This window comes from Tateyamaria pelophila, from assembly GCF_019966495.1.
In the GTDB taxonomy this organism is placed as follows: Bacteria; Pseudomonadota; Alphaproteobacteria; order Rhodobacterales; family Rhodobacteraceae; genus Tateyamaria; species Tateyamaria pelophila.
In genome coordinates, this window is the sequence record NZ_JAIMIA010000062.1 from 1 (window position 1) to 14,975 (window position 14,975).

The following is a 14,975-nucleotide window of genomic DNA, read 5'->3' on the forward strand; positions in this document are numbered from 1 at the left end:
ACATCACGCAATTTCCTGTCGATGATCAAACTGGCATCCGTCAGGCTGTGGATCGAGTTTTATGAGTCCGCTGCCTAAAATCCCGCTATCTTCGGGGGCGGTCACAGGAGATCAAACGATGCGTTGTGCCCGGCGCGCGCCAAGGGCTTGCCGTGAGTGAAGGCGACCACCCCGATGTCGCTTTTGATGATCGCGGCTTTCAACCTTCTGTCGATGTTGTCCTACGATCTGGTGCAAACGTGCACAATGACGCCTCCAGCCAAGCCGACTTTCGGCGGCTCAAACGGATCGTTTTTGGTTTTAATCAGGGGAGATATTTTCATATTTAACAATTTCTTAACAGAAGCGCAGTCGACTTGACGTGCCTTTTCAGGAAGGCTTCAAAAGGTGAAGTTGATCTGTTTCGGCTTTGCATTGCAGTTGTCCGCCCTGTCGGAAAGCCACGTCAAAGATACGCGAAATTCGACTGGCGTTCACCATGTCGGGTGTGGCGGCGCGTGGGCACAACAGCACACTTTTGCTTTATTCACGGACTGGGGGTTTTGCTCTGATTACACGCTGTAATTGATCCAAAGACACTGCCAAAATGGTCGATGCCTATTGCCTTTTCTGTTGAAATCGTTCCCTTATTGTTTCAATTGATTAAACTTGTGGGAACTTACTGCCGTTCGTGTATTTGACACGCTTGTTCCCGAGGACGGCATCTGTGAACGCAACAAACGAGAGAGCTTAACTGATGAAATATCTTCTTTTGGCCGCCACATGCTTGTCGCTATCGTCCGCAGCTGCATTTTCGCAGGAATCGACGAATGTGATGACGAACCCGTGCGAACGCGGGCCGATCCCATCGTGGAGAATCATAAACAGTCCACGTGCCGAGTTCGTTGCATTCGTGCAGGGAGTTCGTCCCAATATGCCAGCGGCTGTGGCCGAAGACATCGTATTCAAAGTGTGTGATGATGTGAGCCTGGTTGGTGACAATGACGGATTGACCCGCCGCTTGAACTTGTTGATGAACGAAAGCGGCTACTAGGTCCTGATCGCGACCGGACTGCCGCAGAAAATGCTTTACAGGGCGGGCGTGGCGTAGTGCACGCGCTGCGCGTCCGACGTGGCGTGCCCTTCAGGCAGATTATTTTCCGCCGAGAATGAATATGTCGGTCTCGCCTTCTTTGGCCTCTGGTCGGCAAGTTCCTTCCTTTCAGTCTAGATACGGGTTAGTCTAGATACGGTCCAACCGCCAATCTGCGTAAAGGCGAGATTGCTTTGAAAACAACTGTGTATCGTAGCCCGCGAACAAGCCGTCTTGTGTAACGAGAACGGTGCGCCATCCGCGGGCCGCAGCACCGAGAATATCCGTGTGTAGTGTATCGCCGCACATCGCGATCCGGTCCGATGATACGCCCGGAAGCGATGCCTCAATCAGATCATACACCTCCGGAAAGGGTTTTCCGAAAAACCGGACGTGATCGGGAAAACGGTCTGCGATCAAATGGCCGAAATGACCCGGTTCGACGGAAAATCCGTCATCGCGGGGTGCAGCCAGATCCGCGTTGCCGATCAGTATGTCCCGCGGACGCCGCTGCATTGCCGCCATCAGCATGTCCTGCCGCGCAGGCGTCCAATCGGCGGTCGAGAGAAACAGGAAATGGTCAACCGCATCGTAAGCGTCCGAGGTGTCGCCAAGCCGGGTTGCGCTGTCAGGAAGATCATCGAGCGTGTCGATGTCGGCCGTGATCACGCCCCAGTGACCCGTTGTCAGGTGTAGCAACGCAGCTTCGCGACTGGTGATAATTTCGTCATCTTTGACACGTAACCCAAGACGCTTGAACTTCGCAATCGCTCCACTGCGATCGTAGCTTGCGGCATTGGTCAGAATGCGGATGGCGCACCCGCGAGCGCGCAACTGGTCCAGCCTATCATCTGCCCCGGGGATCAGGGTTTCGCCTACATTCAGAACCCCGAACGCGTCGAATACGAACGCGTCGACATCGCTCGCAATGTCCAGCAATGAATGGATATCGACCGTTTGCGTGCGGGCAACCACCTGCGGAAACCGAACGCGCACTTCCTGATATCTGTCAAATATTGCCTGGGTTGTGAGCATCGTTCCCCGCTGCGGTAAGTGATCAATCACCTGATCTTTACCCTAGGGGTATCTCCAAAAAGTGAAAGCAAAAACAACAAAACGACAAAAAGTGCACGATATTGGATACTGTCATTCGAGTATATGATCACAATTCTGCACATAGATCTGAAAAAAGACAAAAGTAGCGAACTAAACTGTTGTTTTGTTGTTTTCTGGAGCCTAACGTTTGATCAATGCAGGCGTCGGGGGGATCATGTCGTCAAAAAAGCGGAAGCGGCGGGATGCGATCACGGCCCTTGTGTTGGAGCGCGGTGCCGTTACGGTCGGCTCGCTTGCGGACCGCTTTGATGTGTCCATGCAGACAATTCGCCGTGATGTTGATGCGCTGTGCGAGGGTGACATGCTGCACCGTGCCCATGGTCGCATTGAACTGAGCGAAGAGTTTCTGAACACGCCATTTGATCAACGCGTCGGAACGAACCTTGTCGGCAAACGAGCGATAGGAGAGGCGGCAGCACGGCTGATCCCGGACGGGTCCACGGTATTTATCTCCATCGGGTCGACACCTTTGAGCGTTGCGCAGGCGTTGCGCCGACGTAAAGGATTGACCGTCATCACGAACAACCTGAGCGCCGCAATGGCGCTGACCGATGAGGTTTCCAATCGGATCATCCTGCCCGGTGGAGAGGTGCGCCTGCCTGACCGTGATATCCTGGGCAATGACGTTTTGGACTTCTTTGGCCGGTTCCGCGCGGATTTCGCGGTGTTTGGCGCGGCGGGCATCGCAGACGATGGCGGCTTGCTGGAATTTCACACAACCGAAGTCCGGGCGACACAAAAAATTCGTGAAAATGCGCGACACTCTCTGTTGGTGATCGACGGGTCAAAGTTTGGCCGCCAGGCGCCGGCACTCGGGGACAATGTCATGCAGATCGACAGGACGATCATCGACCGTCGGCCGGGGCAGGCTTACGCGCCGCTTCTGGAAAAGATCAAGGATCGGCTTCTGGTGGCCGAAGGAGAATTGGTATGACGCAGGCCCCTTTCGTTCGGCTAATGGACGTGGCGAAGCGGTGGAACGGGCAGCTAGGCGTCGAAGGCATCTCGCTGGACATTCCCGAGGGCAGTTTTACCGCGTTGCTTGGCCCGTCCGGCTGCGGCAAATCGACGACTTTGCGGCTTCTGGCCGGTCTCGAGCTTCCGGACGAAGGGAAGATCATGATTGACGACAAGGATGTAACCACCAGTGCCGCATCTGATCGAAATCTGTCGATGGTGTTTCAATCCTATGCCCTGTTTCCGCATTTGTCTGTCGAGGAAAATGTTGTTTTCGGCCTGAAAGTGCGGCGCGTGCCGAAGCAGGAACGCAAGCAAAAGCTGCACCGTGCATTGGAGATCACCGGTCTGCTTGGCTATGAAAATCGCAAGCCGGGTGAGTTGTCCGGCGGGCAACGTCAGCGCGTCGCTCTTGCCCGCGCGATTGTGGCGGGCCAGCGGCTGTGCCTGATGGATGAACCGCTGTCCAATCTGGACGCAAAGCTGCGCAATTCGGTGCGCAAGGACATCAAGAAACTGCAGCGCGATCTGGGTATCACCGTTGTGTACGTGACGCACGATCAAACCGAAGCGATGAGCATGGCCGACACGGTTGTGTTGATGAAAGACGGACGGATTCAGCAGGTCGGCGCGCCGGAGGACCTTTATAACAAGCCGGTCAACACATTCGTCGCTGAATTTGTCGGTGCGCCGCCCATGGCGTTGATCGGATCCGAGGCGATTGACGGGTTTGGGAAGGGCAAGACACTCGGTGTCAGGGCGGAAAACATCCAGATCGTGCCGAAAGGGGAGGGGCGGCTCAGCTGTACCGTCAACGAGAGCGAGTTTCTGGGATCAGAGACGTTGATCGGACTGGCTCATGCCGGTGCCGCCGGGCTTTGCGTGCTCAGGCCGGGTCTTGCAATGATGTCCGAGGGCGAAGAGATCGACATCCATTTTAACAACGAACACCTGCACGTTTTTGACGCGGCAGGTCAGCGCCAAGTCAGTTGAGGCGTGGTGCAACTGCGAAATTCACGACGTTAACCTAGGGAGAGAAACATGAAGCTATTTTCGACAACCGGGCTGGGACTGGCCACGATCATGACGGCTGGCCTTGCTGCTTCGGCAAGCGCAGAAACCGAACTGACGATGTATTACCCGATTGCCGTGGGCGGGGCGCTGACGGAAGTGGTTGACGGTATCGTCGCCGATTTCGAAGCAGCGAACCCAGATATCAAAGTCAACGCGATCTATTCCGGCAACTACGACGACACGCGCGTGCGTGCCTTGTCGGCCCTTGCTTCGGGCGAACCGGCACAGTTGGCGGTGATGTTCTCGATTGATGCCTATGATCTGATCGAGCGGGACCTGATTGTCCCATTCGAAGACGTTGCCACAACCGATGCCGACAAGGCGTGGCTGGACAGTTTTTATCCAGCTCTGATGGCAAACAGCAAAATCGAAGGCCAGACTTGGGGCATTCCGTTCCAGCGCTCAACCATCGTTGCCTACTATAACAAGGATATGTTCCGCGCGGCTGGTCTTGACCCCGAAGCACCGCCAAAAACATGGGACGAGATGGTCGATATGGGCAAAGCCCTGACCAGTGACGATACATTTGGTCTGATGATCCCGTCGACAGGTTATCCGTATTGGATGTTCCAGGCGCTTGCGATTCAGAACGGCAAGGAGTTGATGTCAGATGATGGGCTGACCACCTATTTTGATGATCCAACAGTGGTTGATACGCTGGAATTCTGGAAATCGCTGTCTGTCGAGCATGGCATCATGCCAACCGGAACCGTGGAATGGGGCACGTTGCGTCAGGCCTTTCTCGAAGGTCAGACGGCCATGATGTGGCATTCCACCGGCAATCTGACGGCCGTAAAGAATGCTGCGGAATTTGACTTTGGCGTGGCTGAGCTTCCGGCCAATGTCCGTCTTGGATCGCCAACGGGTGGCGGCAATTTCTATCTGTTCCAGGACACGAGCGAAGAAGAGCGCGCCGCTGCCCTCAAGCTGATGCAGTTTATGACGTCGCCAGAGCAGGCGGCGGCGTGGTCCATCGGCACAGGCTACATGGGCGTATCGCCTGCGGCTTATGAAACCGAAGCGCTCAAGGCCTATGTCGCAGACTTCCCACCGGCACTTGTGGCGCGCAATCAGCTCGAAAACGCGGTTGCCGAATTCTCCACCTTTGAAACCGCACGGGTGCGTGACGGGCTCAACAGCGCGATTCAGTCCGCTTTGACCGGGGCGAAAGAGCCTGCCCTTGCGCTGAACGAAGCACAGACCGCTGCCGAGCGTCTGTTGTCCGACTACCAGTAACCTCTCGGGCGGGCCGGTGCACATCCGCACCGGCCCATCCGTTTCCTCAGTCGGAGATCCACCATGTCAGCCCACGCCAATCTGGAACGCCGTAGACAGGCCATTTACGGCTGGCTGTTGCTGACGCCTGCTCTGGCTCTTTTGTCGATCTTTGCCTTCTACCCGACCATAGCGACCCTGTGGACCAGCCTGTTTTCGCGCGGCACGCGGCGCAATCCGGTCGAATTTGTCGGCACCGGAAACTATGCTGATCTTTTCGCCGACCCGACATTCTGGCTCGTTGTCAAAAACAACCTGCTCTACGCCGGTGTGACAATTCCTGTCTCCATCGGCATCGCGCTGGCCATGGCGTTGTGGGCCAATGGAAAAATCCGCGCCCGTAGCTTTGTCCGGACCGCTTATTTTACGCCGACGGTTTTGCCGATGATCGCTGCAGCCAATCTGTGGCTCTTTTTCTATACGCCCGGACTTGGCGTGCTCGACCAGATCGGCAGTCTGTTTGGCCTGCCATCCGTCAATTGGCTGGGTCAGCCGGAAACCGCACTTTGGGCGATTATCATCGTCACGATCTGGAAAGAGGCGGGGTTCTTCATGATCTTCTATCTCGCTGCGCTCCAGACGATCCCCGAGGATCTCAAGGAAGCCGCCGATATCGAAGGCGCCAGCCGCTGGACTTACACCCGACGCATCGTGCTGCCCCTGTTGATGCCCACCACGTTGTTCATTGCGGTGAACGCGCTGATCAACTCGGTCAAGCTCATCGATCATCTGTTCATTCTGACCAAAGGCGGGCCGTCGGACGCGTCCAAATTGCTGCTCTATTACATCTGGGAAATGGCCTTTGCGTTTTTTGATGCGCCTCAGGCGGCTGCGATGACGATCCTTGTGATTGCCGTGCTGGCCGTCGTGGCGGCAGTGAAGTTCAGCTATCTTGATAAACGGACGCATTACCAATGAAGCGCCTTTCAAGCTTTTTGGATAGCTTCGGTGCGATCCTTTTGGCCATCATCTGGATTGCGCCACTGCTGTTTGCCTTCTGGGCCGCGACGCACTCAACGTCCGATGCCGTGAACCTGAACCTCTTTTCCCCCTGGACGCTCGAAAATTTCCGCGTCGCATGGAATGGGGCGCCGTGGTTGAAGTATTTTCTGAACACATTCGTATTGGTGACGATCATCCTGATCGGTCAGTTTTTCTTTACCACTCTGGCAGGATTTGCATTCGCGCAACTGAACTTTCGCGGCAAGGAATTCGTTTTCATTCTGGTGCTGATGCAGCTTTTCATCCTGCCGGAAGTTCTGATCGTCGAAAACTATGTGATGATTTCCAGGCTCGGGTTGTTTGATACGATCCTTGGCGTCGGTATGCCCTATATGGCGTCCGCCTTCGGCATCTTCCTGATGCGGCAGGCCTTCAAGGGTGTGCCCATCGAACTGCACGAAGCTGCCCGGATTGAGGGCTGCGGGCTGTTGGGTATTTTATGGCGAGTCTATGTGCCCTTGGCCAAGCCAACCTATCTGGCCTATGCGCTCGTGTCCGTCTCGACCCATTGGAACAACTTTCTGTGGCCGCTGATCGTGACGAATTCACCAGACACGCGCCCGCTGACGGTCGGTTTGTCCATATTTGGGGCACCCGAGAACGGTGTCGATATCAGCATCATTTCGGCTGCGACGATGATGTCGATCGCGCCCTTGCTGATCGGGTTCTTGCTGTTCCAACGCCAGTTTGTTCAGGCGTTCTTGCGTGCCGGGATCAAATGACGGCGATTCTGCACATAACCGACACCCATATCGTGCGGGAAGGGGCGCTTGTGTCCGGCAGGCTCGATTCAGCGGACGCATTGGAGCGTTTGGTTGCATGGATCAACAGCATCCGCGCCCAGATTGGCCCGGTCGATGCGGTTCTGGTCAGCGGAGACCTCAGCGACGATGGCAGCGTAGAAAGCTACGCGCGGTTCAAGCGTTTGGTGGCGCCGCTGGATTTACCGATCCATGTGATCCCCGGAAACCATGATGCGCGCGCGCCCATGCGCCACGCTTTTGCGTCACATCTGCCTGCGGACGGCCCATTGAATTGGGAGCAGCGGATCGGCGGTATCCGGTTGATTGGCCTTGATACCTTGGTCGAGGGGCAGGGCGCTGGTACTTTGAGCGCCGAAAGCCTGACCTTTCTGGAAAGCGCGCTTTCCGCGTCGGATGCAACGCCGGTCCTGCTGGCACTCCATCATCCGCCCTTTGCCTGTGGTATCAGGTTCATGGACGATATTGGATTGACGAACGCGGCGGATTTTCGCGATCTCGTTGCTTGTTTTGACGGCCCAATGCGTATTGTCTGTGGTCACATACACATGATGATGGTCACGGATGTCGCCGGTCATATTGCAATCTCTGCTCCTTCTCCCTGTAGCACATTCGCCTATGACAGACGCCCAGACGCGCCCGTCGGGTTCCTCGATCAACGCGATGGATGTCTGTTGCATCGATGGGACGGAGCATTTCAGTCCATACGGCTGAACCCGGTGGCAGGTGCTGGCCCGTTTCCGTTTTGAAATACGACATTATCAGAAAGAAGAGTTCGTGACTGAACCGCACGTGATTCAGATTATTATCAGTATCGCAGGCGCTGCGGCCCTGTTGATCTGGGCCGTGCGATTGGTGCGGACCGGAGTCGAACGGGGCTTTGCAGCGCCGATGCGCATTTGGCTGCGACATTCGGCCAAGAACCGGGTGCTGGCGGCAGGGACCGGCATGTGTGCTGCTGTGCTGTTGCAAAGCTCCACGGCTGTTGCGGTTCTGGTCTCGAACTTCGTGGCCAGGGGTGGGCTTGCAACTGCGACCGGGCTCGCGATCCTGTTGGGGGCCGATGTGGGATCGGCCGTGGTGACGCAGTTGCTGGTTGTTCGGCAACCGGTTCTGATCCCCTTGCTTATCCTGATCGGTGTGATCGTATTTCTGCGCGGAAGGGGCAGCAACACCCGTCAGGTTGGGCGTATCCTGATCGGGCTGGCGTTGATCTTTGTCTCACTGGACATGATCCGCAACGCGACCGAACCCATGCTGTCGGACCCTGCCACGCAAACCGTCATGGCCTATCTGGGGCGGGACACGCTGACCGCATTTATCATTGGCGCCGTGTTTGCGTGGGGCGTGCATTCAAGCGTTGCGGCTGTGCTGCTTTTCGTCACGCTGGCCGGACAGGGCATTTTGCCGGTGATGGCCGCCGCCGCAATGATTTTGGGGGCAAATCTGGGCGGGGCATTCATTGCTTTCATTCTTACGTATAGCGCGCCATTGGCCTCGCGGTGCATGGTGTTGGCCAATCTGGTTCTGCGGGGCGGGGGGGCTGTCGTCGCGGTGCTGCTGATTGCGATCATGCCAGAGGTTCTGGACCATCTTGGGGCGTCGCCCGCGCGACAATCCATCAATCTGCATCTGGCGTTCAACCTGGTGCTGGCCATATTGGCGCTTCCTTTGGTCGGTGTTGTGACTGCAACGCTGGCCCGCGTGATGGTCGACAAGCCAACAGGGCAAAAACCGCTTGATGCGGTCAGCGCGCTTGATCCCGCCTTGCTGGACATTCCGCAGCGCGGACTGGACTGCGCGGCGCGTGAACTTCTGGGGATGGGTCAGAAAATCGAGCACATGCTTTTGGCGGTTGAGCCCCTGTATGACCGCTGGGAAGACACCACAGCCGAGGCCATCCGTACCCAGGACAAAGCCATCAAGAGAACGCATCTGGATATCAAGCTCTACCTTGCGCGGATCGGGCGCAAGGGTCTGGACGAGGATCTGAGCCGCCGCTCCATGGACCTTGTCTCCATATCCTCAAGTCTCGACTCTGCATCCGATGCGATCGCGCGGATCATGCTGGAACTGGCAAAACGGCTGGACCGGCAAAACCTTCAGTTTTCAACGCAGGGCCGTGAAGAAGTCCGTGACTTTGCGGAGCGCGTTCAAAGCAACGTGCAGTTGGCCCTGAATGTCATGTTGAACCAGAATCCGGCCGAGGCGCGCGCGCTTGTGGCGGCCAAGGAAAAGGTGCGCAAAGTCGAACAAAAACTCCAGCGCAGTCACATTTCCAGACTGCGCGAAGGGCTGATCGAAAGCATCGACACCAGTAATATCCATCAGGAAACGCTGCGGGCGCTGAAACAGATCAACACGGCGTTTTCCATGGTCGGCTATCCGATCCTGATGAAATCCGGTGACTTGCTCAAGAGCCGTCTGGTCTGAGCCGTTTCAGATACGCGCATGGACTAAAGCGGCACGCGGACCCTTTCGGTCGGCCAACGTCACCCAAGAATGCCGGGCAGATTCAGGCCCTTTTCCCTGGCGCATTCCAACGCGTCTTCATAGCCCGCGTCCGCATGGCGCATCACGCCCGTCGCCGGGTCGTTCCACAGCACATTTGCGATGCGCCTGTCTGCATCATGGCTGCCGTCGCAGCAGATCACCATGCCGGAATGCTGGGAAAAGCCCATGCCAACGCCGCCGCCGTGGTGCAGCGACACCCATGTCGCGCCGCTTGCAACGTTCAGCATTGCGTTCAGCAATGGCCAGTCGGACACGGCGTCCGAGCCGTCCTTCATGGCTTCGGTTTCGCGATTGGGAGAGGCAACCGATCCGCTGTCCAGATGATCACGGCCAATCACCACCGGCGCGGAGAGCTCACCCGTGCGCACCATTTCGTTGAACGCCAGTCCCAGCTTGTCGCGCTGCCCCAGACCGACCCAGCAGATGCGCGCAGGCAGGCCTTGAAAGGCGATACGTTCGCGCGCCATATCCAGCCAGTTGTGCAGATGGGGATCGTCAATCAGTTCCTTCACCTTGGCGTCGGTCTTGTAGATATCTTCCGGGTCCCCGGACAGGGCGCACCACCGGAACGGGCCGATCCCACGGCAAAACAGCGGGCGGATATAGGCAGGCACAAAACCCGGGAACGCAAAGGCGTTTTCCAGACCTTCTTCTTGTGCCACCTGCCGGATGTTGTTGCCGTAGTCCAATGTGGGCACATCGGCATTCCAGAAGTCCACCACGGCGGCGACCTGTATCTTCATCGAGGCACGGGCGGCTTTCTCAACCGCTTTTGGGTCGCTTTCCTGCTTGGCGCGCCACTCCGCGACGCTCCAGCCTTGTGGCAGATAGCCGTGGATCGGGTCGTGGGCTGATGTCTGGTCGGTTACCATGTCGGGCCGGACGCCACGTTTGACCAGTTCGGGAAACACATCGGCGGCGTTGCGGATCAACGCAACGGATTTGGCCTCCCCGGCGGCTGTCCAACGGTCGATCATCTCCAGAGCCGTGTCCAGATCATGGGTCTTTTCATCGACATAGCGCGTGCGCAGACGGAAATCCGCGCGGCTTTCGTCACATTCGACCGCCAGACAACAAGCTCCTGCCATGACCGCGGCCAAAGGCTGTGCGCCGCCCATGCCGCCCAGACCGGCGGTCAGGATCCAGCGGCCTTTGAGATTGCCCTCATAGTGCTGGCGCCCGGCCTCCATGAAGGTTTCGTAGGTGCCCTGCACGATTCCTTGCGTGCCAATGTAGATCCATGATCCGGCCGTCATCTGACCGTACATCGCAAGACCCTTCTTATCCAATTCGTTGAAGTGGTCCCACGTCGCCCAGTGCGGCACCAGATTGGAGTTTGCGATCAGCACACGGGGCGCGTCTTTGTGGGTCGTAAATATGCCCACAGGCTTGCCGGATTGTACCAACAGGGTTTGGGTTTCTTCGAGGTCCTTCAACGCCGCGACGATGGCATCGAAGTCTTCCCATGTCCGCGCCGCGCGCCCGATGCCACCATAAACCACCAACTCGTGCGGGTTTTCGGCCACGTCCGGGTGCAGATTGTTCATCAGCATCCGCATCGGCGCTTCGGTCAACCAGCTTTTGGCCGTTATTTCGGAGCCGGTCGGTGGAAAAATATCGCGCAAATTGTGGCGGGAATTGGTCATGTCGTGCCTCCAAGGGTCGGTGCCAGAGCGGCCAGAGTGTTCAGGATTGAGGTCAGATGCGGGCGCAGGATCGCAGCCTTGTCGCTGTCATAGGACCACGGCGCGGCCTCATTGGTCAGATATGTGGACTGTGCCAGTTCCATCTGGATGGCATGGACGTGTTCATCCGGTTTGCCATAGTGCCGCGTGGTCCAGCCGCCCTTGAAACGCCCGTTGGTTGTCGAGGTAAAGGGTGTTGCGGATTTGCAGATCTGAGCGGTCAATGCTTCGATTTCAGAAGCGCAGGTCGTGCTCATGTTGGTTCCGATGTTGAAATCGGGAAGCGTGCCCTCGAACAGATGTGGAATGGTCGAGCGTATGGAATGGCAATCGTAAAGGATCGCGACTCCGTGCAGATTGCGGATGCGTTCGATTTCGGCGGCCAGCGCTGCGTGATAGGGCGCGTGATAGAGGCGGCGGCGTTTTTCGACGTCTTCGGCGTTCGGCGGGGTCGTCCAGATATCCTGTCCGTCAAAATCCGTCAGCGGAACCAGTGTCGTCGTATTCTGACCCGGATACAGGCTTTGCCCGTCGGGATCACGGTTTGCGTCGATCACATAGCGATGGAAATTTGCGGTGACTGTCGTCGCATCGGGCAGAAGCCCTTCATAAAGTTGATCGATATGCCAATCGGTATCCGTCAATTGACGGCCCCGATCATTGAGATGTGCGGTGATTTCATCCGGTACAAACGTCCCCGTATGGGGCAAGCCCAGGACGATGGGGGATGTCCCTTGGCGCACTTGGACCGGTTTCATTTGCGGTCTCGCGTGACAGATGCCAGGTCGACCGGAGCGGCCAATGCACCGCTGGCAACCAGCGCTCTGGCCGCGTCGATCGATGGGGCCATATAGCGATCTTCGGCTTGGGACGGTACACTTTTGCGCAACGTGGCAATCGCCGCCCTTAGAGGCGCGCTGGTGCGCAGAGGCGCCCGGAATTCGATGCCCTGCGCGCCGCAGATCGCCTCGATCCCCAAGATGACGTTGAGGTTTGCGTTCATGCGTTTGAGGCGCCGTGCTGCATGGGCGGTCATGCTGACATGGTCTTCCTGATTGGCGGAAGTCGGGGTGCTGTCGGTCGTGCAGGGGTTGGCGAGGTGCTTGTTTTCGCTCATCAAGGCAGCCGTGGTGACTTCGGCGATCATGAGACCGGAATTGAGCCCCGGATCCGGTGTCAGAAAGGGCGGCAGATCGAATGACAAGGTCGGATCGACCATCAGCGCGACGCGTCTTTGGGCAATGGCCCCTATCTCAGAGATCGCCACGGCGATTTGATCTGCGGCAAAGCCAACGGGCTCCGCATGGAAGTTGCCGCCTGAGACAATCAGATTATCATCCACCAATACCAATGGATTATCCGTGACGGCATTCGCTTCGATCTCCAGCGTGCGGGCTGCAAAACTCAGCAGATCCAAAGCGGCGCCTGTCACCTGCGGCTGGCACCGGATGCAGTAGGGGTCCTGCACGCGGGTATCGCCATCACGGTGGCTTTCACGTATTTCAGAGCCCTCCATTAACGCTCGCTGCGCGCGGGCGACTGCAATCTGCCCGGTGTGGCCGCGCAGGGTGTGGATGGCGTCCTGGAGCGGCGCGGTTGAGCCCATGATTGCATCGGTCGAGAGCGCGCCGGTGAGCACACTTGTCTCGGCATTCCGCCAAGCGCCCCACAGCCCGGCAAGCGCACAGGCCGTTGAAAACTGGGTGCCGTTGATCAGGGCCAGACCTTCCTTGGGGCCAAGTACAATCGGCGCAATTCCCGCTTTGGCGAGAGCATCCCGTGACGGCATGCGCATACCGCCAAAGACTGCTTCACCTTCGCCAATCATGGTCGCCGCCATATGGGCCAGCGGGGCCAGGTCCCCCGACGCGCCGACCGACCCCTGATCCGGGATGACTGGGATAACGTCTTTGGCAAGCATATCCTGCAGGATTTCGATCGTGCGCATCGCGGCACCGGATGCACCGCGCCCGAGCGAGAGCAGTTTCAGCACCATCATCAGCCGTGTCGTGGCGTCATCCAGCGCTTCACCGACGCCGCAGCAATGCGAAAGGATCAGATTGCGTTGCAAGGTTGCGACGTCCCGTGCTGCGATCTTGACGTTCGCCAGTTTTCCAAAGCCGGTATTGATGCCATAGACCGCGTCATCGCCGCTTGCGGCCTTCTGGACCAGCGCATGGGCCGCCGTGATGCCAGCGTGGGACGCGGGATCCAGTGTGACGGCAGATGCGTTTTCCCAGATATCCTGCAATTGCGCCAATGTCGCCGCGCCGGGCGTGAGAGTGATGGTCATAGGGTGCCTTTGAAAATGCGCCGATGAAGAGGGTTGAAGCCGATCCGATACGCAAGCTCCGCCGGATGCGCGGCGTCCCAGATGCACAGGTCCGCACGGGATCCTGCGATGATCCGGCCCCGGTCTGTCAGTCCCAGAGCGGTCGCTGCGTGGGCGGTCACGCCCAGAAGCGCTTCAAGCGGCGTCATGCGAAACAGGGTGCAGCCCATGTTCATCGTCAGCAACAGTGACGTCAGCGGAGAAGAGCCCGGGTTACAATCCGTGGCCAGCGCCATGGGCACGTCATGTGTGCGAAAGGTCTGGATCGGCGGACTTTGGGTTTCGCGCAAGGTATAGAATGCACCGGGGAGCACGACGGCAACGGTGGCAGAGACCGCGAGCGCTCTGGCATCGTCGTCTGTCGCGTATTCCACGTGATCTGCGCTGAGGGCGCCGTAGCGTGCGGCCAGTTGCGTGCCGCCCATGTGAGACAGTTGCTCGGCATGGAGTTTCACCGGCAGGCCCAACTCCGCTGCGACATCAAAGACGCGGGCGATCTGCCCGGTGTCAAAGGCGATCCCTTCGCAAAACCCGTCTACGGCGTCGAGCAGACCTTGCGCATGGGCGGCCCGCAGCGTTGGAATGCAGACATCGTCGATATAGGCATCGGGTTTGCCCATGTATTCGGGGGGAATGGCATGTGCACCAAGGAAACTTGTGCGCACGTCAACGGGCCGGACATGCGCGATCTGGCGGGCCACGCGCAGCATTTTCAGTTCAGTCGCGCGATCCAGCCCATATCCGGATTTCACTTCGAGCAGGGTAACACCTTCCGCAATGAGCGCATCGACCCGGCCAAGTGCGTCCCGCAGGAGCGCGGCTTCGGACGCTTGCCGGGTGGCTGTGACAGTGGACAGGATTCCACCCCCTGCGCGCGCGACTTCTTCGTAACTGGCGCCGTTGAGACGCAGTTCGAACTCAGCGGCACGGTTGCCGCCAAAGACCACGTGGGTGTGACAATCAATCAGGGCAGGGGTCACCAGCCTGCCGCCAAGATCATGCACCGGCTCCGACCGATAGGCTCGCGGCACTGCGTCTGCGGGGCCTGCCCACGCAACTTGCGTGCCCTGAATGGCAATGGCCCCGTGTTCAATCAAACCATAGCTTTGATTGTCCGCGAGGGTCGCTACCTGGATGTTTGTCAAAAGCATCTGATCGATTCTGATTGCATTAGCGTGATCTTTATA

The 14,975-nt window shown here is 57.9% G+C and carries 14 protein-coding genes; 9 read left to right on the top strand and 5 right to left on the bottom strand.

The genetic code is table 11. The features are described 5' to 3' along the window. Positions 1-152 precede the first annotated feature (152 nt). Together LC354_RS17170 and LC354_RS17175 are read left to right on the top strand one after the other, a co-directional pair. Entirely contained in the window at positions 153-329 is a 177-nt protein-coding gene (locus LC354_RS17170) for a hypothetical protein (protein WP_223426126.1), read from the top strand. A 407-nt stretch (positions 330-736) separates the two neighbouring features. Beyond that, positions 737-1,033 carry a hypothetical protein gene (locus LC354_RS17175; RefSeq protein ID WP_223426128.1) on the top strand — a complete coding sequence of 99 codons (297 nt, stop codon included), beginning with the start codon at positions 737-739 and terminating at the stop codon, positions 1,031-1,033. A gap of 189 nt (positions 1,034-1,222) precedes the next feature. On the opposite strand, the gene LC354_RS17180 is transcribed toward LC354_RS17175, so the two are convergent. Continuing rightward, the gene (locus tag LC354_RS17180) at positions 1,223-2,107 is read right to left on the bottom strand and encodes an HAD-IIA family hydrolase (protein WP_223426129.1); all 885 of its coding nucleotides are present in this window, start codon (positions 2,105-2,107) and stop codon (positions 1,223-1,225) included. A gap of 235 nt (positions 2,108-2,342) precedes the next feature. Between LC354_RS17180 and LC354_RS17185 the strand changes: the two genes are divergently transcribed. From LC354_RS17185 to LC354_RS17215, 7 genes are all read left to right on the top strand, one after another. After that, positions 2,343-3,122 carry a DeoR/GlpR family DNA-binding transcription regulator gene (locus tag LC354_RS17185; protein WP_223426131.1) on the top strand — a complete coding sequence of 260 codons (780 nt, stop codon included), beginning with the start codon at positions 2,343-2,345 and terminating at the stop codon, positions 3,120-3,122. Next, on the top strand, positions 3,119-4,138 hold the full coding sequence (locus LC354_RS17190; protein ID WP_223426132.1) for an ABC transporter ATP-binding protein: 1,020 nt from the start codon (positions 3,119-3,121) through the stop codon (positions 4,136-4,138). Before LC354_RS17185 ends, LC354_RS17190 begins: the two co-directional genes overlap by 4 nt. Positions 4,139-4,186: 48 nt before the next feature. Further along, positions 4,187-5,455, top strand: a complete 1,269-nt coding sequence (locus LC354_RS17195; protein WP_223426134.1) for an ABC transporter substrate-binding protein — start codon at positions 4,187-4,189, stop codon at positions 5,453-5,455. A gap of 63 nt (positions 5,456-5,518) precedes the next feature. Next, positions 5,519-6,412, top strand: coding sequence for a carbohydrate ABC transporter permease (locus LC354_RS17200; protein ID WP_223426136.1), 894 nt, complete (start codon positions 5,519-5,521; stop codon positions 6,410-6,412). Further along, the gene (locus tag LC354_RS17205; RefSeq protein ID WP_223426138.1) at positions 6,409-7,218 is read left to right on the top strand and encodes a carbohydrate ABC transporter permease; all 810 of its coding nucleotides are present in this window, start codon (positions 6,409-6,411) and stop codon (positions 7,216-7,218) included. The genes LC354_RS17200 and LC354_RS17205 overlap by 4 nt, the downstream gene beginning before the upstream one ends. Then, positions 7,215-8,006: a phosphodiesterase gene (locus tag LC354_RS17210; RefSeq protein WP_223426139.1), complete on the top strand. Its 792-nt coding sequence runs from the start codon at positions 7,215-7,217 to the stop codon at positions 8,004-8,006. The genes LC354_RS17205 and LC354_RS17210 overlap by 4 nt, the downstream gene beginning before the upstream one ends. Before the next feature lie 28 nt (positions 8,007-8,034). Beyond that, a complete protein-coding gene (locus LC354_RS17215) occupies positions 8,035-9,690 on the top strand; it encodes a Na/Pi cotransporter family protein (protein WP_223426141.1) in 1,656 nt (551 codons plus the stop codon). Positions 9,691-9,749: 59 nt separating this feature from the next. Here LC354_RS17215 and hutU read toward each other — a convergent pair whose 3' ends face one another. The 4 genes from hutU to hutI are packed head-to-tail and all read right to left on the bottom strand — an operon-like array spanning position 9,750 to position 14,939. Further along, positions 9,750-11,417 carry a urocanate hydratase gene (gene hutU, locus LC354_RS17220; RefSeq protein ID WP_223426143.1) on the bottom strand — a complete coding sequence of 556 codons (1,668 nt, stop codon included), beginning with the start codon at positions 11,415-11,417 and terminating at the stop codon, positions 9,750-9,752. Beyond that, positions 11,414-12,214, bottom strand: coding sequence for an N-formylglutamate deformylase (hutG, locus tag LC354_RS17225; protein ID WP_223426145.1), 801 nt, complete (start codon positions 12,212-12,214; stop codon positions 11,414-11,416). The genes hutU and hutG overlap by 4 nt, the downstream gene beginning before the upstream one ends. Continuing rightward, positions 12,211-13,749 (bottom strand): histidine ammonia-lyase, encoded by a 1,539-nt coding sequence (hutH, locus tag LC354_RS17230; protein ID WP_223426147.1) that lies wholly within the window; start codon positions 13,747-13,749, stop codon positions 12,211-12,213. The genes hutG and hutH overlap by 4 nt, the downstream gene beginning before the upstream one ends. Further along, positions 13,746-14,939 (bottom strand): imidazolonepropionase, encoded by a 1,194-nt coding sequence (hutI, locus tag LC354_RS17235; protein ID WP_223426149.1) that lies wholly within the window; start codon positions 14,937-14,939, stop codon positions 13,746-13,748. Before hutI ends, hutH begins: the two co-directional genes overlap by 4 nt. Positions 14,940-14,975 lie beyond the last annotated feature (36 nt).